The sequence below is a fragment of the Kitasatospora sp. NPDC091335 genome, from assembly GCF_044757205.1.
Lineage (GTDB): Bacteria > Actinomycetota > Actinomycetes > Streptomycetales > Streptomycetaceae > Kitasatospora.
Genome location: NZ_JBIVUM010000018.1, coordinates 1 through 17499, shown reverse-complemented (window position 1 = coordinate 17499; position 17499 = coordinate 1). Strand labels below are relative to the sequence as shown.

General features: G+C 74.4%; 23 protein-coding genes. 11 read left to right on the top strand and 12 right to left on the bottom strand.

The genetic code is table 11. The annotated features are described in order from the left end of the window. Window positions 1-708 precede the first annotated feature (708 nt). The 8 genes from ACIQOW_RS30660 to ACIQOW_RS30625 form a co-directional block, all read right to left on the bottom strand. On the bottom strand, window positions 709-1404 hold the full coding sequence (locus ACIQOW_RS30660; RefSeq protein WP_401090402.1) for an alpha/beta hydrolase: 696 nt from the start codon (window positions 1402-1404) through the stop codon (window positions 709-711). A gap of 221 nt (window positions 1405-1625) precedes the next feature. Beyond that, complete coding sequence (locus tag ACIQOW_RS30655) at window positions 1626-2852, bottom strand: MFS transporter (protein ID WP_401090400.1); 1227 nt, start codon at window positions 2850-2852, stop codon at window positions 1626-1628. A 110-nt stretch (window positions 2853-2962) separates the two neighbouring features. Further along, window positions 2963-3274, bottom strand: coding sequence for an ArsR/SmtB family transcription factor (locus ACIQOW_RS30650; protein ID WP_401090398.1), 312 nt, complete (start codon window positions 3272-3274; stop codon window positions 2963-2965). Window positions 3275-3343: 69 nt separating this feature from the next. Then, entirely contained in the window at window positions 3344-3796 is a 453-nt protein-coding gene (locus tag ACIQOW_RS30645; protein ID WP_401090396.1) for a VOC family protein, read from the bottom strand. Then, window positions 3793-4089: an ArsR/SmtB family transcription factor gene (locus ACIQOW_RS30640; protein WP_401090394.1), complete on the bottom strand. Its 297-nt coding sequence runs from the start codon at window positions 4087-4089 to the stop codon at window positions 3793-3795. Before ACIQOW_RS30640 ends, ACIQOW_RS30645 begins: the two co-directional genes overlap by 4 nt. A gap of 150 nt (window positions 4090-4239) precedes the next feature. Then, window positions 4240-4740 (bottom strand): nucleoside deaminase, encoded by a 501-nt coding sequence (locus ACIQOW_RS30635; protein ID WP_401090392.1) that lies wholly within the window; start codon window positions 4738-4740, stop codon window positions 4240-4242. Window positions 4741-4851: 111 nt separating this feature from the next. Continuing rightward, the gene (gene cynS, locus ACIQOW_RS30630) at window positions 4852-5322 is read right to left on the bottom strand and encodes a cyanase (RefSeq protein ID WP_401090390.1); all 471 of its coding nucleotides are present in this window, start codon (window positions 5320-5322) and stop codon (window positions 4852-4854) included. A 136-nt stretch (window positions 5323-5458) separates the two neighbouring features. Continuing rightward, a complete protein-coding gene (locus ACIQOW_RS30625; protein ID WP_401090388.1) occupies window positions 5459-6067 on the bottom strand; it encodes a carbonic anhydrase in 609 nt (202 codons plus the stop codon). 124 nt (window positions 6068-6191) lie between these two features. Here ACIQOW_RS30625 and cynR point away from each other — a divergent pair, with 124 nt between their 5' ends. Beyond that, window positions 6192-7100 (top strand): transcriptional regulator CynR, encoded by a 909-nt coding sequence (cynR, locus tag ACIQOW_RS30620; protein WP_401090386.1) that lies wholly within the window; start codon window positions 6192-6194, stop codon window positions 7098-7100. 310 nt (window positions 7101-7410) lie between these two features. Beyond that, the gene (locus ACIQOW_RS30615) at window positions 7411-7740 is read left to right on the top strand and encodes a hypothetical protein (RefSeq protein ID WP_401090384.1); all 330 of its coding nucleotides are present in this window, start codon (window positions 7411-7413) and stop codon (window positions 7738-7740) included. A gap of 267 nt (window positions 7741-8007) precedes the next feature. Here the strand turns inward: ACIQOW_RS30615 and ACIQOW_RS30610 are convergent, their stop codons facing one another. Then, entirely contained in the window at window positions 8008-8526 is a 519-nt protein-coding gene (locus tag ACIQOW_RS30610; protein ID WP_401090382.1) for a DUF6928 family protein, read from the bottom strand. A 358-nt stretch (window positions 8527-8884) separates the two neighbouring features. On the opposite strand from ACIQOW_RS30610, the gene ACIQOW_RS30605 reads away from it, so the two are divergent. The 3 genes from ACIQOW_RS30605 to ACIQOW_RS30595 all read left to right on the top strand — a co-directional run bounded on the left by ACIQOW_RS30605 (window position 8885) and on the right by ACIQOW_RS30595 (window position 10350). After that, window positions 8885-9394: a DUF3592 domain-containing protein gene (locus ACIQOW_RS30605; RefSeq protein WP_401090380.1), complete on the top strand. Its 510-nt coding sequence runs from the start codon at window positions 8885-8887 to the stop codon at window positions 9392-9394. Further along, complete coding sequence (locus ACIQOW_RS30600) at window positions 9391-9741, top strand: hypothetical protein (RefSeq protein ID WP_188300749.1); 351 nt, start codon at window positions 9391-9393, stop codon at window positions 9739-9741. The genes ACIQOW_RS30605 and ACIQOW_RS30600 overlap by 4 nt, the downstream gene beginning before the upstream one ends. Window positions 9742-9987: 246 nt before the next feature. Further along, on the top strand, window positions 9988-10350 hold the full coding sequence (locus ACIQOW_RS30595; protein ID WP_401090378.1) for a hypothetical protein: 363 nt from the start codon (window positions 9988-9990) through the stop codon (window positions 10348-10350). Window positions 10351-10626: 276 nt separating this feature from the next. Here ACIQOW_RS30595 and ACIQOW_RS30590 read toward each other — a convergent pair whose 3' ends face one another. Beyond that, the gene (locus tag ACIQOW_RS30590) at window positions 10627-11307 is read right to left on the bottom strand and encodes a TetR family transcriptional regulator (protein WP_401090376.1); all 681 of its coding nucleotides are present in this window, start codon (window positions 11305-11307) and stop codon (window positions 10627-10629) included. 74 nt (window positions 11308-11381) lie between these two features. Between ACIQOW_RS30590 and ACIQOW_RS30585 the strand changes: the two genes are divergently transcribed. From ACIQOW_RS30585 to ACIQOW_RS30565, 5 genes are all read left to right on the top strand, one after another. Further along, entirely contained in the window at window positions 11382-12320 is a 939-nt protein-coding gene (locus tag ACIQOW_RS30585; RefSeq protein WP_401090374.1) for an oxidoreductase, read from the top strand. 690 nt (window positions 12321-13010) lie between these two features. Further along, the gene (tpx, locus tag ACIQOW_RS30580) at window positions 13011-13511 is read left to right on the top strand and encodes a thiol peroxidase (RefSeq protein WP_401090372.1); all 501 of its coding nucleotides are present in this window, start codon (window positions 13011-13013) and stop codon (window positions 13509-13511) included. Continuing rightward, window positions 13508-14560, top strand: coding sequence for an alpha/beta fold hydrolase (locus ACIQOW_RS30575; protein WP_401090707.1), 1053 nt, complete (start codon window positions 13508-13510; stop codon window positions 14558-14560). Before tpx ends, ACIQOW_RS30575 begins: the two co-directional genes overlap by 4 nt. Window positions 14561-14565: 5 nt before the next feature. Further along, window positions 14566-14871 (top strand): hypothetical protein, encoded by a 306-nt coding sequence (locus ACIQOW_RS30570; RefSeq protein ID WP_401090370.1) that lies wholly within the window; start codon window positions 14566-14568, stop codon window positions 14869-14871. Window positions 14872-14879: 8 nt separating this feature from the next. Further along, a complete protein-coding gene (locus tag ACIQOW_RS30565; protein ID WP_401090368.1) occupies window positions 14880-15164 on the top strand; it encodes a 4'-phosphopantetheinyl transferase superfamily protein in 285 nt (94 codons plus the stop codon). A 29-nt stretch (window positions 15165-15193) separates the two neighbouring features. Here ACIQOW_RS30565 and ACIQOW_RS30560 read toward each other — a convergent pair whose 3' ends face one another. Continuing rightward, window positions 15194-16351 (bottom strand): SGNH/GDSL hydrolase family protein, encoded by a 1158-nt coding sequence (locus ACIQOW_RS30560; RefSeq protein ID WP_401090366.1) that lies wholly within the window; start codon window positions 16349-16351, stop codon window positions 15194-15196. 67 nt (window positions 16352-16418) lie between these two features. Beyond that, on the bottom strand, window positions 16419-17006 hold the full coding sequence (locus tag ACIQOW_RS30555) for a TetR/AcrR family transcriptional regulator (protein WP_401090364.1): 588 nt from the start codon (window positions 17004-17006) through the stop codon (window positions 16419-16421). 76 nt (window positions 17007-17082) lie between these two features. Between ACIQOW_RS30555 and ACIQOW_RS30550 the strand changes: the two genes are divergently transcribed. Beyond that, entirely contained in the window at window positions 17083-17259 is a 177-nt protein-coding gene (locus ACIQOW_RS30550) for a hypothetical protein (RefSeq protein WP_401090362.1), read from the top strand. Window positions 17260-17499 lie beyond the last annotated feature (240 nt).

Below are 17499 nucleotides of genomic sequence, written 5' to 3'. Positions count from 1 at the left end.
CTCCGCTTCGGCGAGCTCAGCGAGTACCCGGTCCGCCACCTCCCGAAGCTCCTCCCGCTCACGCGCGGCCACCTCCCGAAGCTCCTCCAGGAGACCCACCACCGACGCCGTCCCGGCTCCTCCACCAACGAGACAACCCAACGGCCCGAGCATGCCTCGCCACGCCGGCAACATGCCTGACCTGCGAAAACCCGCCGATCAAGTTCGCTACGACAACGGCTTCTCAGCCCGGCCGACTTCCCACGCAACGGCGCCTTCCGGCGGGGTCGCGCAGTGGCGGCCGGGGAGCTGACGGGGTCGTTCCCCGCGGCGTACGGCTTCGTGCCCGGTCGCAACAGCGTGGCGCCTGCGGCGGAGGACGGCCGTGGGGCGGCGCGGGTGCTCGTGGGCGTGGTGGCGGTCCCCGCAGGTCCGGTCGCGTGCTGCCGGGTGGTCGGCGGGGTGTGTCCGCCCGGTGTCGGCAACGGCCGGTTGGTCCGTGGGCCCGCGACGGTCTCGGGGCACGTGCGTGAATGCGGCGCTGCCGTGACCGGGAGTGACGGCGGGGCGTCTGTTCGCGGCCGGGGGCGGCGGGCGCCTGTGGCGGTCGGTGACGGCCTGGTGGTCCGGGGGCTTCGAGGGCGTCGCGGCCGGCCTGCGGTCGATTCCCGGCCGGGTCGGCGGCCGGGTCGCGGGCCCGCTCCGGCCTGCGGCCCGGTGCCGCCGCGGTCACAGGCTCAGCAGCAGGTCCCGGACCTCGGCGGGCCGGGACAGGAAGGGATGGTGGCCGGTGTCGAGTTCGACGGTGTGGCCGGCCCGGCGGGCGTACGCGCGCTGGAGGTGCGGTGCGGTGCCCCGGTCCCGGGCGCAGACGAGGTAGGTCGTGGGCACCTGGTGCCAGGCGGCGGCCCCGACGCTCTGGCGGGTCACCTGCGTGCTCTGGCGGGCGAGGTGGCCGGCGGCCTGTGTCCGGATGTGCGGGTCGCAGTCCTGCAGGAAGGTGTCGGTGAGCAGTTCGGGGCGAACGGTGAAGGTTCCGGTATCGGGGTCGGTGTCGAGGAACGGGGCCGGGCGGCCGTCGCCGAAGTCCGCCAGGCTCTGTCCGGCCTCGGGCAGGTAGCCGGCGATCAGCAGCAGGTGGCGGATCGGCCCGATTCCTGCGGCGGCTTGCGCGGTGACGATGCTGCCGTAGCTGTGGGCGACCACGACGGTGGGTTCGTCGCCGTCCAGCAGTACCCGGCGCACCGCGGCGACGTCCTCGGGCAGTCCCGGACCGCCGGTGCCCGCGGGCGGGCCCGTCTCGCCGCAGCTCGGCAGTGCCGGGGCCGTGCTGTGGACGCCGCGCTGGCGCAGCAGCCCGGCGGTGCGGTGCCACCACCACGATCCGTCCCGGACACACGCCCCGTGCACGAACACGACCCTCATCGCGCTGCCTCCATGCCCGCCCGGACACCCGCCCGAACACCCGCCCGGACGCCCGGCTGTCCGGCTGTCCGGCTGCCCGGCTGTCCGGGCCGTCTTGCGGTCCACGGTAGCCGAGGCCGCCGTGGCGGCAGGGGGTCGTGGGCCGTTCGCGGGGTACGGGCGCGGGCCTTCGGCGAAGGCCCGCGCCCGTACCCCGGCGGGGCGGGGCCTGCCGGCAGGGGTCAGGGAGCGGGTGCGGACTGGGCCTGGCCCGCCTGCCCCGCCTGGTCCGCCTGGTCCGCCCGGCCGGGCCGGGGCAGGCGGCGGCGCAGGAGGACGGCGGCCAGGGCGGCCGCGGCGAGGGCGGCGCCGGCCAGGGGCAGGTGGCGGGGGCCCGCGGTGGTGACGACGGCGCCGCCGAGGGTGGTGCCGAGGGTGATGCCGAGGTTGGAGAAGGAGATGAAGAGGCTGTTGCCGAACTCGGGGGCGTCGGTGGCGTCGCGGGCGAGCCAGGCCTGGGCGACGGCCAGGCCGCCGGAGTGGACGGCGCCCCACACGAGGACGGCGGCGAGCATGGGGGCGGTGTGGGGGCCGACGGCGTCGAGGAGGAGGTAGAGGGCGAGGTAGAGGACCGGGTAGGCGGTGACGGTGCGTACCAGGCCGCGTTCCAGCAGGCGGCCGAAGACGAGGTTGCCGGCGGTCATGACGACGCCGAAGGCCATCAGGGCGGGGCCGGTGAGGGAGGCGTCGAGGCCGGTGACGTTCTCCAGGTACTCGGCGATGTAGCCGTAGCCGCTGAACATGGCGGCGAACAGGAGGGTGACGGCGGCCACGGCCAGCCACAGCCGGCCCTGGCGCAGGATGCCGAGCTGTCCGGCGTAGGTGGGCCGGCCGGTCTCGGGCAGGTCGGGGAAGAAGGCGAGGAGGCCGGCGCAGGCGGCGAGGTTGACGGCGGCGGCGGTCCAGAACGCGGCGGGGACCGTGAGGTGGTCGGCGACGTAGGAGGTGAGCGGGACGCCGAACGCGAAGCCGGCGCTGACGCCGGCGAAGACGGTGGTGGCGGCGCGGGCTTCCCGGCCGGGCGGGGCCAGGCGGGTGGCGGCGGTGAGGGCGAGGGCGAAGAAGACGGGGTGGAACAGCGCGGGCAGGATCCGGAAGGCGAGGACCAGCGGGAAGGAGTCGCTGAGCGCGTAGACGGCGTTGGCGACGGCGAAGACGGCAAGTGCCGTGGCCAGGACGGTCTTTCGGCGCAGCCGGGAGGCGAGCAGGACGCCGGCGGGGCCGGTGGCGGCGACGGTGAGGGCGAAGGCGCCCACCAGGGTTCCGGCGGTGCCGGTGCTGACGTCGAGGCGTTCGGCCAGGGAGGGCAGGACGCCGACGACGCCCATCTCGGTGGTGATGATGCCGAACACGCCCAGGGCCAGGACCGGTACGGCCAGGGCGTTGCGGGCGGGGGCGGTGCGGGGCACGGACGACCTCCAGTGGATACACAAATCTAGATAGTTGGATGCGTTAGGGGGAAGAAAAAGGGGGCGCCGACCGGGCGCCCCCGCAGGGCAGGGGTGGTGCGTGGAGGGGGTCAGAGTTCGTCGCGTGCGTACGCGGCGAAGGCGGCGATGGTCTCCTCGTTGCGCCGGTAGAAGGTCCACTTGCCGACGCGTTCGGACACCAGCAGTCCCGCCTCGCGCAGGATCTGGAGGTAGCCGGAGACCACCGACTGGGCCAGCCCGGAGCGTTCGCGGATGTCGGTGACGCACACGCCGATGTGGAAGCCGACGCCGCGCTCGCGGTAGTAGGGCTCGTCGAAGTAGAGCTCGGGCGACTTGAGCCAGCGCAGGAAGTCCGCGCGCGCCGGGTTGGCGAGCGCCTTGTGCACGGCCAGCGGGTCCACCGCGCGCACTCTCCTTCCGCCGTCCGGCCCGTCAGGACGTATCTAATATTCTGGATACGACCTTGGGTGTCAAGGCGGCCCCGCCGCCCCTCCCCGCCCGGACGCCCGGCGGAGCCGGGGGCCGGGGGCCGGGGGCCAGTGGTACTGGGCGATCTGGATGAGGTTGCCGCAGGTGTCGTCCAGGACGGCGGTGGTCACCGGCCCCAGCGCGAGCGGTGCCTGGGTGAAGCGCACGCCCAGGGCGCGCAGCCGCTCGTACTCGGCGTGCACGTCGTCCACGGCGAAGGAGGTGGCGGGGATGCCGTCGGCGGCCAGCGCCGCGACGTAGGCCTTGGCGGCGGGGTGCCGGTCGGGCTCCAGGACCAGTTCGGTGCCGTCGGGCTGGTCTGGTGAGACCACGGTCAGCCAGCTGTGGCCGCCGAGCGGTACCTCGGTCTTCTTCACGAATCCCAGCACGTCGGTGTAGAAGCGCAGGGCCTTGTCCTGGTCGTCGACGAAGACACTGGCCAGATTGATCCTCACGGGGCGTCCTCGGGTGGTTCGGGCCTGAGCCAGCGGGCGGTGATGCGCTCAAGCGGTTCGGTGTCCAGGTCGTGGAACTTGTAGCGGCCCTCGCGCCGCACCCGTACCAGGCCGGCCGCCTCCAGCACCGCCAGGTGCTGGCTGACCGCCTGCCGGGAGAGGCCGAGCGCGTGCCGGGTGGTCAGCCGCACGCAGATCTCGAACAGCGACTGGCCGCCACGCCCGGCCAGCTCGTCCAGGATCAGCCGGCGGGTGGGGTCCGCCAGCGCCTTCCACACCCCATCGTCGGCCACCTCCCCACCATAGGCAAGCCGGGACTTGCCTACCAGGCGGGGCCGGACGACGGGACCCGACGACGGGGCCGGAATCGAGGCCGTCCCGGCCCTTCGCCCAGGGGTGGTGAACCGCGGGGCCGCGCCCGGCAGGTGCCCGCGGTCCTCGGGTCAGGCGGCGGTGGGGGCGCCGGCGACGCGGCGTTCGCCGCCGTTGCGTTCCCGCCAGAGGCGGTGGACCCCGACGGCGGCGTCGTGTTCCTCGTGGCGCATCGGCATCCGGCGTTCCTGCCAGGGCTTGGCGAACTCGCCGTAGAAGGTGTCGAGTTCGAAGTACCTGCGGTCGTCGACGTGGTGCGGTTCGTAGGCGTCGCGGGCGGCGAGGAAGACGACCTCGTCCGGGGAGCAGCAGTAGAGGGCGCCCAGGCACATGGGGCAGGGGTGGGCGAGGACGTAGACGGTGGCGCCGGTGAGGTGCTCGGCGCCGAGCCCGGTGCAGGCGTCGCGGATGGCGAGGATCTCGGCGTGGGCGGTGGGGCCGCCGGTCCGGGCGACCCTGTTGGGGCTCTCCGCGAGGATCCTGCCGTCCTTGACGATGACGGTGGCGAACGGGCGCCCGCCCTCGGCGACGTTGCGGCGGGCGATGTCGACGGTGCGCTGGGCGAAGTCCATGAGGGGGCCTTGGAGGAAGAGGGACGGGACGGGGCGGGGACGGGGGCGGGGCGGGGGAAGCGGGGGGCGGGCAGGTCGTCCCGAGCCCGCCCCCCGTCAGGTGATGACGTGTCAGAACGGCTTGGTGGGCAGGTACTTGCCGTCGAGGGTGATGACGGCGCGCTCGCCGCCGTCGGGGTCGGCGACCTTCCTGACGTCGAGCCTGAAGTTGATGGCGGAGATGATGCCGTCGCCGAACTCCTCGTGGACCAGGGCCTTGAGGGTGGTGCCGTAGACCTGGAGCATCTCGTAGAAGCGGTACATCGTCGGGTCGGTCGGGATGCGGTCGGGCATCGAGCCGCGCAGCGGGATGGTCTGCAGCAGCAGCGCCGCGTCGTCGTCGAGGCCCAGGAGTACGGCGACGGCCTTGGCGGACTCCTCCGGCAGCGGGTGCTGGCCGAGGACGGCGGCGGTGGTGAACGCGACGGAGAGGCCGGAGGCCTCGGCGATCTGCTTCCAGGAGAGGTTCTTGCGGGTCTTGGCCTCGACGGCCCTGTCGGCCAGGGCCTCGCGGGCGCTCCGGTTGAACTGTGCCTGCACCATGATCGGTTGTGTCCTTTCGGCGATGGGGTGGCCGCTCCGCGGAAAAGGGGGAAGCGGGGCGGCCCGGGAGTGGGACGGGGCGGGGCGGGTCGGGATGGAGTGGCTGCGGGGGGGTGGTGGCTGCGGGGGGTGGGGGTCAGGCCGCGAGGGCGGTGCCGGCGGTCAGGTCGGTGGCGCGGCCGGCGGTGACGTCCTCGACGCGGCCGGTGGGGATGTCGTAGACCCAGCCGTGCAGGGCGAGCCGGCCCTGTCCGAGGGCGCGGGCGACCGAGGGGTGGGTGGCCAGGTTCGCCAGCTGGGCCGCGACGTTGTGGCGCACCAGGGCCGGGACGTCGCCGCCGGCGGCGGTGCGGGCCACGGAGGCGTCCGCGTGGCGCAGCCAGGAGGCGACGGCGGGGGCGTCGGTGAGGTCGTGGCCGTGGGCGAGGGCGGTCATGGCGCCGCAGGCGGAGTGGCCGCAGACGATGACGTCCTTGACGTTCAGGGCGGTGACGGCGTACTCGACGGACGCGGCGATGGCGTCGGGCTCGGGGCTGTGGGCGGGGACGAGGTTGCCGGCGGTGCGGATGACGAACAGGTCGCCGGGTTCGGTGCCGGTGATCAGTTCGGGGACGACGCGGGCGTCCGAGCAGCCGATGAACAGGGTGCCGGGGGTGTGGTGGGTGGCGAGGCGGGCGAAGAGGTCCGCCTTGGCCGGGAAGACGTCCCGCTGGAAACGGGCGACGCCGTCGGTGAGGTCCTGCATGGTCACTCCCCTTCGGGTGGTGGCCGGCCCCGTGGGCCGATGAGATCCACCATGCATGACCTGGTTCTATAGTGTCCAAGAGTTGTCGGGGATGCATGCCATTGGTGTTGTCTATAGTGAGTGGATGGCCTCTCCGGAACTGCGTCACCTGCGTTATCTGCTCGCCGTGGCCGAGCACGGCAGCTTCACCCGCGCCGCCGAGGAGCTGCACGTCTCGCAGCCCACGCTCTCCCAGCAGGTCCGGCAGCTGGAGAGGGCCCTGGGCGTGCAGCTGCTGGACCGTACCGGGCGCAGCGTGCGGCTCACCGATGCCGGCGCGGTCTACACGGGGCATGCGCGGCGTGCGCTGCGTGACCTGGCCGCCGGTGAGCGTGCGGTCCACGATGTGCAGGACCTCTCCCGTGGTCACCTGCGCCTGGGGGTGACGCCGACGTTCACCGCCTATCTGGTCGGCCCGCTCACCGCCGGGTTCCACGCCCGTCACCCGGGGGTGAGCGTCACGGTGGCCGAGATGCCGCAGGACCGTCTGGAGGCGGCTCTGCTCGCCGACGGCCTCGATCTCGGCATCGCGTTCGCCGGCCCCCACCCGCCCGGTGTGACGGCAACCGCGCTGTTCACCGAGTCCCTCAGCCTCGTCACCGCCGCCGCGCGTGCCCGGGAGATGCCCGGGCCGCTGCCGGTCCGTGCTCTGGAGGGCGAGCAACTCGCCCTGCTGACAGGGGGCTTCGCCACCCGCGGCCACATCGACGCCTACTTCGCCCGGTACCGGGCCGCGCCGCGTATCACGGTGGAGGCCGACTCCATCCAGGCCCTGACCGAGATCGTCCGGCGTACCGCTCTGGTCACCGTCCTGCCCGAGCCGATCGCCGACGACCACCCCCATCTGGCCCCCGTCCCCCTCGATCCTCCCCTGCCCACCCGTACCGCCGTCCTCCTGCACCGCACCGACGCTTACCGCAGCGCCGCCGCCCACGCCTTCGCCGACCTCACCCACGACGTCGTGCGCGCCCGCGGCTACGCCCCGCCCCGGTGAACCCCCGCCGCCCGCTCGCCTGTCTGCCGCCGTCCTGTCGCCGGGGCCCGGGCGGGCCGTCCCGCGCCGCAGTCCACAGCCCTCGCCGCGGCGGGGGGCCGGGTTCGCGTCCGCGGGGAGCGGGAGGCGGCCCCGGGCCGCTCCGGGCGCCGCGGGCTCCCGCCCGGCACTGCGGGCGCTGGAATCCCTCTCGCCACGACAGCTGACGATCCTGCACTGCCTGTACACCAGGCACCATGACGGGAGGATCCGCCGGCGTCACCCGGAAGGCACCGTCGGCTCCGCGCAGCCTTGGGTCGTCCCGTACGTCGTGCAGCTGGCCGGCGAGTACGTCGTGGAGATCCTGGTGGTCATCCGGAAGGCACTCGGCGACCTCGATACGCCGGGCACCGCTCTGCGTGCCGCCTACGGCCGGTTCATCGTGGACGATCCCTCCTTCTTCGCCCGCACCCAGAGGCGGGTGGTCAGCTACTGGAGCTGCTACCACCGTTTCGACTACACGAGCTTCCCGGACTATCCGGGCTGTACCGTGCTGGAGCTCCTGCGGGCGGCGGCCTGCGACCTGGCCGGCCACCCCTGGCCCCGCCTCACGCCGCCGGCCGGCAGGGCCGGTCCGAGCGGCCACTGCCGGACCCCGTAGCGGGACGTGACACTGCGGCCGGCGCCCGGAGGCTCCTCGGCCCGGCCGCCGGTGTGACCGAACGCGCGAAGCCCGAGGTGGACCGCCCCCTTTGGTGCGGGAGAGCCGGGTATCGGGCCGGACGGGCTTCCCGCCGGATCCGGCGGGACCGACGCGCAGTCCTTGGGCACCGCCGGGGTGGCGCCCGCGGCTACACGGCATCCCGCCCGGTCAACGTGCCGCCGGGACCCGGCACGCAGCTGCGCGGCGGCCCCGTGGCCGCCTCCGTCACCGCGGGACCGGGAGCGTCCGGTCCCGTACGAGGAAGCCGTGGAGCGCGATGGCGTAAGCATCGACGTCACCGGGCGCCGGGCGGCCCTCCATGACGAACCCGCAGAGCGCGCGCAGCGCTTCCTCACCCATGGCCGGCGGGTGGAAGGGCAGCGGGTAGGGCCTGACGTCCTCGCCCGGCCACGCGATGACACCGGCCGGCCGTTCCCCGGCCCAGCAGGGGACTTCGAAGGGAAGCGGATCGCCGATGTCCTCGACGATCCCGCCGCCCGGGGAGAGACTCAGCGAGCGGATGAGGCGCCCGTCCGCCCAGACGCCGAAGGCCAGCCAGTCGACCACACTGTGCGTGGCGTGCAGGACCATCCGCCGGCCCGCGCCCGCCGCGACGAGCTCGCCGGGGAGCCGGGACGGCAGATCGACCATCACACGCTGGTCGCAGACCAGTCCGATCCCCGGCCGGCTGCCCGCACAGGCCCGGCCGCGCGGCGGATGGACCCCGTCCGGCCGGGGGCACACCTCTCCCCGCCGGTGCCGCCGGTGCCGCCGGTGCCGCCGGTGCCGCCGGTGCCGCCGGTGCCGCCGGTGCCGCCGGTGCCGCCGGTGCCGGAACCCGCCTGCGGCCGGGGCGGGTTCACCCGGAAAGTCCGCCCCGGACAGGCCCGCCGCAGTGCGCGCCCGGAACCGGGGCCCCGTCCGGAAGCCCGGCTGTCAGAGCGCCTCGCTAGCATCAAGCCCGCACGCACGTTCCCCGATGCGCCACCGCGGCCCGCCCGGCAGTTTCGGGAACGACCGCCCGGGGGGCACCTCGCCGGGCCGCCCCCCCGGTACCGGGCCGGCACCGGACCGGCACGACAGCCCCGAGGGAGTGGACGCCATGGACGCGGTACCGGCATACGTGCGCGGCTACCACCGAGGCCTGGGGCGCGCGTCCGCGGCCATGCTCGGGTGCGGGCTGCTGCTGTTCGTCCTGGCGGTGGCGTACCTCATCCCGCATGACACCCATGTGGAATCGGTCCTCAACGGCCGCGGTGTACAGGTCCGGGCCGTCGTCACCCGGTGCGTGCCGGTGGGCGCCAACGGCGACGGGTCCGTCTCCGCCAACTCCCACTGCCGGGTGCGCTTCACGGCATCCGACGGGCGGACCGTCGAAACACAGCTGGCCTACGTGTCGGACGACCTCGGGAGAGAGCGGCCCGTCACCGTCGTATACGACCCCCAGGACGCCGGGCTCGCCGCCCTGCCGTCGAGCATCGGTTTCTGGAACACCCTCGGCCGCAACGTGATCGACTGGTCCGCCCTGGCGGTCTCGGTGGTCATGCTGCTCGCCGGGACCGCGGCTCTCACGTGGTACCTGCGGCTGCGCGCCCGGATGAGGCGGGCATGAGCGCGACGGCGGCCACGGCGGCCGACGTGGCGCGCGCCCGGTCCGGGATCCCGCTCGGCCTCCCGGCCCCGCTGCTGGCCCTGTGGAGCGTGAGGGACGGCCTGCTCACCGCAGCGGGCGTGACCGTCTACCCGGCCGGGTGCATCGGCGAACGCAACACCACCTACGAAGTCGGGCGGTACGCACCGGGTTTCCTCCTCATCGGCGACGACAGCGGCGGCCGCGGGTTCCTCCTGCGCGCCGACGACCCGGACTGCGCCGTGTTCTCCTCCGACCTCGGCGACCTGGATCCCGCGGGCTTCGACGTCGAGTCCACGCACTTCGCCTCCTGGGCCGAATCGCTCTGACCTTCCGCGCCCCGGGCGCCGCGGGTCCCCGGCCGGAACCCGGCCCCGCACCAGGGCAGACCGACCAGGCGCGGCACGGCACGCGGCGGGCGAGCGGGCGGCGGCGGGCGAGCGACGGTGGGCGGCGCGGTGGTGCGGCGGCGCGCCGGGGGTTCACCCGCACGAGTGATTGTGACGCTGTGCTCAACGGCGGACACTCGGCGTATCCGGAGGGCTCGTGGGGCCCTCCCGGCGCGAGGAGCCGTCATGACCGCAGTCGAACCTTCCGCCTCCCGGGTGCCGCAGATCGCGGACAACTCGCAGCCCACCACCCGCGGCGAGGGCCTCGCGGCCATCGGCGGCAACCTCGGCGCCGTGTGGCGGGCCTGGTGGACGTGGAGCCCGGGCAACGGGACCTTCAACCTCCAGATCCCCTGGAACGTCATCGGGACCGACTCGACGGTCGTCGTCACGGCCTCCGAGATCGACTCGAACGGCAACCGGTTCGCCGGCGCCGCGCCCTTCCAGGTGTCGAGCATCGCCCCCGGCAACGGCATCGTCACCTTCAAGATCAACATCGGCTGGGGCAGCCCGCTGCCGATGCGCACCGACGTCCTGGTCTTCAACTGACCGGCCCGCCACGGATGCCGTCCGCGCCCCGGCGGTGACCGCCGGCACGGCCCGGGCGCACGCCTCCCGGCACACCCGCGCCCGCACCGGGGCCCGCACCGGGGCCCGCGGCGGGCGGGCGGCAGGGGGCAGCGCGGCGGCATCCCCGGCCCGTACGGGCCGCACTGGCCGTACGGGCCCGGGGCTGCCCGGGCGCCGGTGCTGATGCGGTACCGGCGCCGGCATGCCCGGCGCGGCGTCAGGCGGTGGTGTCAGGCGGCGGCGCAGGCGGCGGCGTCAGTCGATGGCGGGGCCGGTGTGCGGGGCGGGGGTGCGTACGACGGCGTCCAGGGCCGGGGCGATGACGGCGAAGCAGCCGTCCGTCAGTGCGGCGATGTCCACCGCGCCGTCCGCGCCGGCGGCGTCAGCGGCGGGGCCGGCGGTGCTCCAGCGTTGGAGGACCGTATGGAAGGCCGACAGGGCCATGTCGGCGGCCAGTCGCGGGTAGAGCTCGTGCCCGGCGTCCAGGTCCAGGCGGGCGGCGAGTCCGGCGGCGAGCCGGTCGCGCCACTGGGCCTGGCGTTCCAGGAAGCGGGCGTGCAGGGCGGGTGTGGCCAGGATCAGCCGCACCACCTTGCGGGCGCGTTCCTCGTGGCCGGCGCAGTCCCGGACGCAGGCCCACACCGTGTGCCGCAGCGCCGTCGAGGGTGCCTCGCCGGGCGGGCGGGCGGCGAGTTCCTCGTGCATGGCGGCGCCCAGGGTGGCCAGGAACTGGACGACGACGTCCTCCTTGGACGCGAAGTAGCGGAAGAACGTCCGCTTGGACACGCCCGCGGCCGCGGCGATCTCGTCGACCGTGACGGTGTCGAACCCGCCGTCCGCCAGCAGGTCCAGGGCGGCGCGGGTGAGTTCGTCGGCGACGAGCCGGCGTTTGCGCTGGGCCAGGGTGAGAGCGGGTCGGGAGGTCACGCCGCCCATCCTAGACCCCACGCCACGCACGTCATCAAACGTCAGTCTTGACACTTGGTGACACACAGGGCAGCGTGAGCCACATGACCCGCCACCACCCGACACCCGACCCCGCCCCGGACCTCAGCGGACGGGTGTTCGTCGTCACCGGCGCCACCAGCGGCCTGGGCCTGGCCACCACCACCGCCCTCGCCCGCCGCGGCGCCCGCGTCGTCCTCGCCGTACGCGACGAGGCCAAAGGCCACCACGCCGCGGCCCTGCTCACCCGCTCCCATCCCGGCGCCCGCCTGGACGTACGCCACCTCGACCTCGCCGACCCCGACTCCGTCCACGCCTTCGCCGACCGCCTGCACACCGACGGCCCCCACCCCGACGTCCTGGTCAACAACGCCGGCGTCATGGCACCCCCGCGCACCCTCACCCCCCACGGCCACGAACTCCAGTTCGCCGTCAACCACCTCGGCCACTTCACCCTCACCGCCCGCCTCACCCCCCTCCTCGCCCACGGCCGCGACCCCCGCGTCGTCACCGTCACCTCCGCCAACCACCGCCGCGCACACATCGACTTCGACGACCTCACCGGCACCCGCACCTACTCCCCGATGGGCCACTACAACCAGTCCAAACTCGCCAACGCCCTCTTCGCCCTCGAACTCCACCGCCGCCTGACCACCGCCCGCCACCCCCTGCGCAGCCTGCTCGCCCACCCCGGCTACGCCGCCACCGCCCTGCCCCACACCGGCGCCGTCGGCCCGGTACGCCTGCTCTTCGGACACCTGCTGCGCCCCCTGGCCCAGTCCCCCGAACGCGGCGCCCTGGCACAGCTGCACGCCGCGACCGCACCCGGAGTACGAGGCGGAGAGCTGTACGGGCCCGGCGGCATCGGCGAACTGCGCGGAGACCCGGTCCGCACCGACCCCGCACCACACGCCCTCGACGAGACGACAGGACGCCGGCTGTGGGAACTGTCCCAGGACCTCACCGGCACGCCCTTCACCCTGCCCGACACCGACAACCCCTGACACCCACCCCCGACCACCCCCCACCCACATGACAGTGCGTCACATACCGGCCGCCACAGGGACAGCAGGGGCGAAACACGGCTCCGCACCGGCCGGACACCCCGCCACGACACCGTCACGGACGACGACACCGCACCCCACACCCCCACAGGCACAACCACCGGCCCCGGGCACAGCCGCGACCACGCACCCGGCCCCACGCCACACCCCACCCCGCCCCGCCGCCCCCACTCCCCCACCAGGCCGACCACACCGGCCACGCCGTGCACACCGGCCCGGCCCCGAAGGACCCGGCCACGGCACCCACCACGTCCTCAACCCCGACCACGGCACCGACACCTTCGCCCCGACCCCGACTCCGGCCGCCCGCGGACACACCGTCACCACACCCCGGCGGACAACGGACACGACAGACCCACAGACGGGCGAGCGGACACTCCGGCCCCGCGCGCCCACCGGCCCGCCGGCGCGCGGGTGGTCCGGCGGGCCGTGCAGCGGCGGCACAGGAAGAACCCGCCCCGCCCCGGGACCGGCCACAGCAGACCACGCCCCGCCCCGGGACCGGGACCGTCCCCCGGAGCCGTCCCGGGGTGCCGTCCCCCGGGGTGCGGCCCGCGGCGGGGACGGGAAGGGAGCGGGCAGTAGGATCGGCGGCGTTGCATCCCGTACACCACCGCTAGGAGGCTTTTCATGGCTCAGGTCACGCTGAAGGGGAACCCGGTGCAGGTCGGTGGCGCGCTGCCCACCGCCGGCAGCCAGGCACCGGCGTTCACGCTCGTCGGCGAAGGACTCGCGGACGTGTCCCTGAAGGACTTCGCGGGCAAGCGCAAGGTCCTGAACATCTTCCCCAGCATCGACACCCCGACCTGCGCGACCTCGGTGCGCACCTTCAACACCCAGGCCGGCTCCCTCGACAACACCGTGGTGCTGTGCGTGTCCGCCGACCTGCCGTTCGCCCAGGCCCGGTTCTGCGGCTCCGAGGGCCTGGAGAACGTCAAGACCCTCTCCACCCTGCGCGGCCGGGACTTCCACGACACCTACGGCGTGGCGATCGCCGACGGCCCGCTGGCCGGCCTGACCGCCCGCGCCGTCGTCGTCCTCGACGAGAACGACACCGTCCTGCACACCGAACTCGTCGCCGAGATCGCCGACGAACCGAACTACGACGCCGCACTCGCCGTCCTCAACTGACCCACCCCGCACCACCCCTGACCGGTACCACCCCGGCATTCCACGACGGCCCGCCCCCTGCCACGATCCCCCTTCCCGAGGACACGGCCCAGGAGGCGGGCCGCCGCACACCCAGACCAGCCCGGCGCGCCCCGCACCGCCGCACCGCACCCCGGACGGCCGCACCGCACCCCCGGGGGGAAGAACCGCCACCCCCAGAACGACCACCCCCACGAACCGCCCACCCCACCGACGCCCACCACCCAACCCGGCACCCCCCGCACTCCCCGCCGAGCAGGCCGTCACCACCACCGACCACAGCGCGACCACCGACGACCACGCGCAGCTCGCCATCACGGTCCACCAGCCGGGCGAGCCCGATCCGAGCCGGCCGCTGGTGCTGCTCGTCCACGGCTGGGCGGCCTCCCGCACGGTCTGGCACACCACCGCGCAGCAGCTCGCGGCGGCCGGGTGCACGGTGGCGACGTACGACCAGCGGGGGCACGCCGGGGCGGCCGGTCGTGGTGGTGGGGCACTCCGGCGGCGGGTACGCCGCGCTCGCGTGGGCGGCCGGACTGTCCGCGGGACAGGGTGGGTCAAGTGCCCAGCGGCTGGCGGGTCTTGTGCTGGTCTCGACCGCCTCGCACGGGCAGGACACGCCCGCGAACGAGGTCAGGATGATGGGGTCGAAGCTGTTCAGCCGGGCCCTGCGGACGCCGTGGCTGGGCTACCGGCTGCTCGGCGGGACGCACGGGCCGAGTGCCTCGCCGTCGGCGCGGGAGGCGAACCGGCGGCTGTTCGCCAGTACGCTGCCGGGTACCCAGGCCGACTGCTTCGCGTCGACCCGGGAGATGGACCAGCGGGCCGGGCTGGCCCGGATCACCGCGCCGACGGCCGTCATCACCGGCACCGAGGACAGGATCGTGAAGCCGAGCTTCAGTCAGGAGCTCGTCTCGGCGCTGCCGCACGCCGAACTGCACCGGATTCCCGGCACCGGCCACATGGTGCCGCTGGAGACTCCGCTGCACATCGCCCAGCACGTCCACCTGCTGGTCACGGCCGGCCGCTGACGACCGTGACCACCACCGTCCCCGCCGGCGTCCTGGCCGCGCTGCTCCCGTCCCATGTCCACTGCGCCGAGGCCTTCGGCAGCCCGTCCGAGGACCGTCTGCTGCCCCTGGAGGCCGCGTACATCCAGGACCGTTCGCCGCGCCGTCGCCGGCAGTTCGCCACCGCGAGGACGCTCGCCCGCCAGGCGCTCGGCGCCCTCGGGCAGCCGCCGGTGCCGCTGTTGCCCGGTCCGGGTGGGGCACCTCGGTGGCCGGCGGGTGTCACGGGCAGCATCACCCACACCGACGGCTACACGGCCTGCGCCGACTGAACAGGACGGTGTCCCATGGGACGGAGCCCTCGGGCAGCGCGGCGAGGCCCGCGCGTTCGGCTTCGCCGCTCACCAGCCGGAGTACTGCGAAGGAGGCCGCCTACAAGGCGGTCCATCCGCTGACCGGCGTCTGGGCACCCCTCGCGGCCATCACCGTCTCCGTGCACGCGGACGGCACGTTCACCGTCCGCCACCCGCACCACCCGGTCGCCCGCATCGGCTCCTGGGGCGTGCATCACGGAACGGTCGTCACCGCGCTGGCGCTTCCGCCTCGGATGGCGGCCGCCGTGTGAGACGGCCGTTCCGACGGCGCCGGCGCGGCTCACGGGGCCAGTGGGCCCCCGGGCGCGAGCGCGAGGCCGGCGAAGCGCTCCGCGATGAGCCGGTGGGCCTCCGGGGAGGGGTGGAGCCCGTCGGGGAGCGGGTGGAGGCCGTGTTCGGCCTCGCCGTAGAGGGCCAGTCCGTCCAGGTGGTGCAGGTGCTGGTCGCCGTCGGCCCGGCGTTCGGCCACGATGCGGGCCAGTTCGGCGCGGATGACGGTGAGCGTCAGACGGCCGGCGGCGACGTCGGCGGGGTCACCGGTGGCGCGGAAGCGCAGGGTGCCGCCGCTGAAGTCGGGGGCCAGCGGGCCCGGCACCGTCTCGTGGATCGGGCAGAGCAGCGGGGAGACGACCAGCAGCGGCGTGGCCGGGTGTCCGTCCCTGACGGTGTCCAGGAAGCCGTGGACGGCCGGGGCGAGGGCGCGCAGCCGCATCAGGTCGGTGTTCACCAGGTTGATGCCGAGCTTGAGGCTGATCAGGTCCGCCGGGGTGTCGCGGATGGCGCGCGCGGTGAACGGGTCGAGCAGTGCGCCGCCGCCGAAGCCGAGGTTGGTCAGGTCCAGTCCGGCGCCGTTGGCCACCAGGGCCGGCCAGGTGCCGGTGGGATGGGCGGCGTTGGAGCCGTGGCTGATCGAACTGCCGTGGTGCAGCCAGCGCTTGCGGGTGCCGGTCGGGACCGGCTCGATCGGGGCGTCGGTGTCGAGGGCGATCAGTTCGGTGGTCTCGGTGTGCGGGAGCCAGATCTCGACGGTCTTGTCCCGCTCCGGGAGGCCGGTGAACCGGGCGGCGCCGGGCGGTCCTTCGGTCAGCTCGAAGCGGCCGGTGGCGAGGTCGACGGTGCGCAGGTTGCCGCCGGGGACGGTGGCCTGCGCGGTGAGCCGGCCGTCCACCAGGAGGTCGTGGACGCCGTCCGGGACGTTCGGGACGCCCGGGTAGGCGCGCTTGGTGGGCACGGCGTGCAGCGTGACGGTGGTCGCCCGGGTGCGGAAGGCGAGCCGGACGCCGGAGGGCTGGGACTCGGCCATCGCGAGCTGCTCGTCCGGGATCTGCCGTCGGGCTCGGGCGGGCAGGCGGTGCGGCAGCAGGCCCCGGCGGGTGTGCTCGACGTCGAGGTGGCCGTGGAGGAGGTCCTCGGTGACGGGGGTGGTGATGGTCGACATGGCACTTCTTCGGTTCGTCGGATGGATCAGGACATCAGGTCGTCGTGCGAACGACGGATCAACCGGATCAACCGGCGCGACCGCCCGGACCGGCGCCGCCCCCGCGCAGCAGGGCGTCGACGGAGTCGATGATCCACTCCCAGGACTCCCGCGCGTCGACAGCGGTGTGGCTGAACCCGCCGGCCGCCTCCAGGCTGATGTAGCCGTGGAAGACGCTGCCGAGCATCCGCACCGCGTGGGTCTGCTCCGGTTCGCCCAGGTCGTAGCCGCGCAGGATCGCCCTGGTCATCTGGGCGTGCCGGACGCCCGCGCCGGCGGTGGCCGTCTCGGTGTCCAGGCGCAGCCTGGTGGCGTCGTACCGGCCGGGGTGGCCGGCCGCGTAGTCGCGGTAGGCGTCCGCGAAGGCACCGAGGGCGTCGCGGCCCGCCCGGCCGGCGAGGGCGTCGGCGACCAGGTCGGCGAGTTCCGCCAGGGCGTACAGGGCGATCCGGGTCCTGAGGTCCTGCGAGCTCTTGACGTGGGAGTAGAGGCTGGCCGTCCGGACGCCGAAGCGGCGGGCGACCGCGGCGACGGTCACCTGGTCGAAGCCGACCTCGTCGGCGAGTTCGGCGCCCGCGACGACCAGCCGCTCGACGGTCAGCCCTGCCCTTGCCATGCGTGTTCTCCCGTACGGTCGCGTCAGCGTTCTACGGACAGTATGGGATTGCCTAAATGGTTTAGGCAAATGGGAAATGCCTGTCTCAACCGGCCAGGATCACCGTCTCCGCCGGCCCCGAGAAGCCCACCTGCTGGGCCCGGGTGCCCGCTTCGAGGCGCGCTGGGTGCGGTTCAACGTGCTGCGCGCCCTGCTGTCGACCGGCGCCCTGGCCTGTCTCGCCTGGGCGTTGGTCCTCAACGGGCGGAGCTGAGGCCGAGGACGGGCTGACCGCCGACGGGCTGATCGTCCTCGGCCTGACCGTCGTCGTGCCCGGCTGAGCCCGGGCCCCACCCCCACCCCCCACAGCCCCAGCCCCGCCACACCCCCCGAGGGGGGCGCCGCCCGCCCCCCGCCACCTGAACGCGGGGGTGGCCGGGTGCCCGTAGACCACACCCGGGGCGGGGCCCCCGGGGGACACCAACCCGGGCGGGGGGGGGGTGGGCAGCAAAAA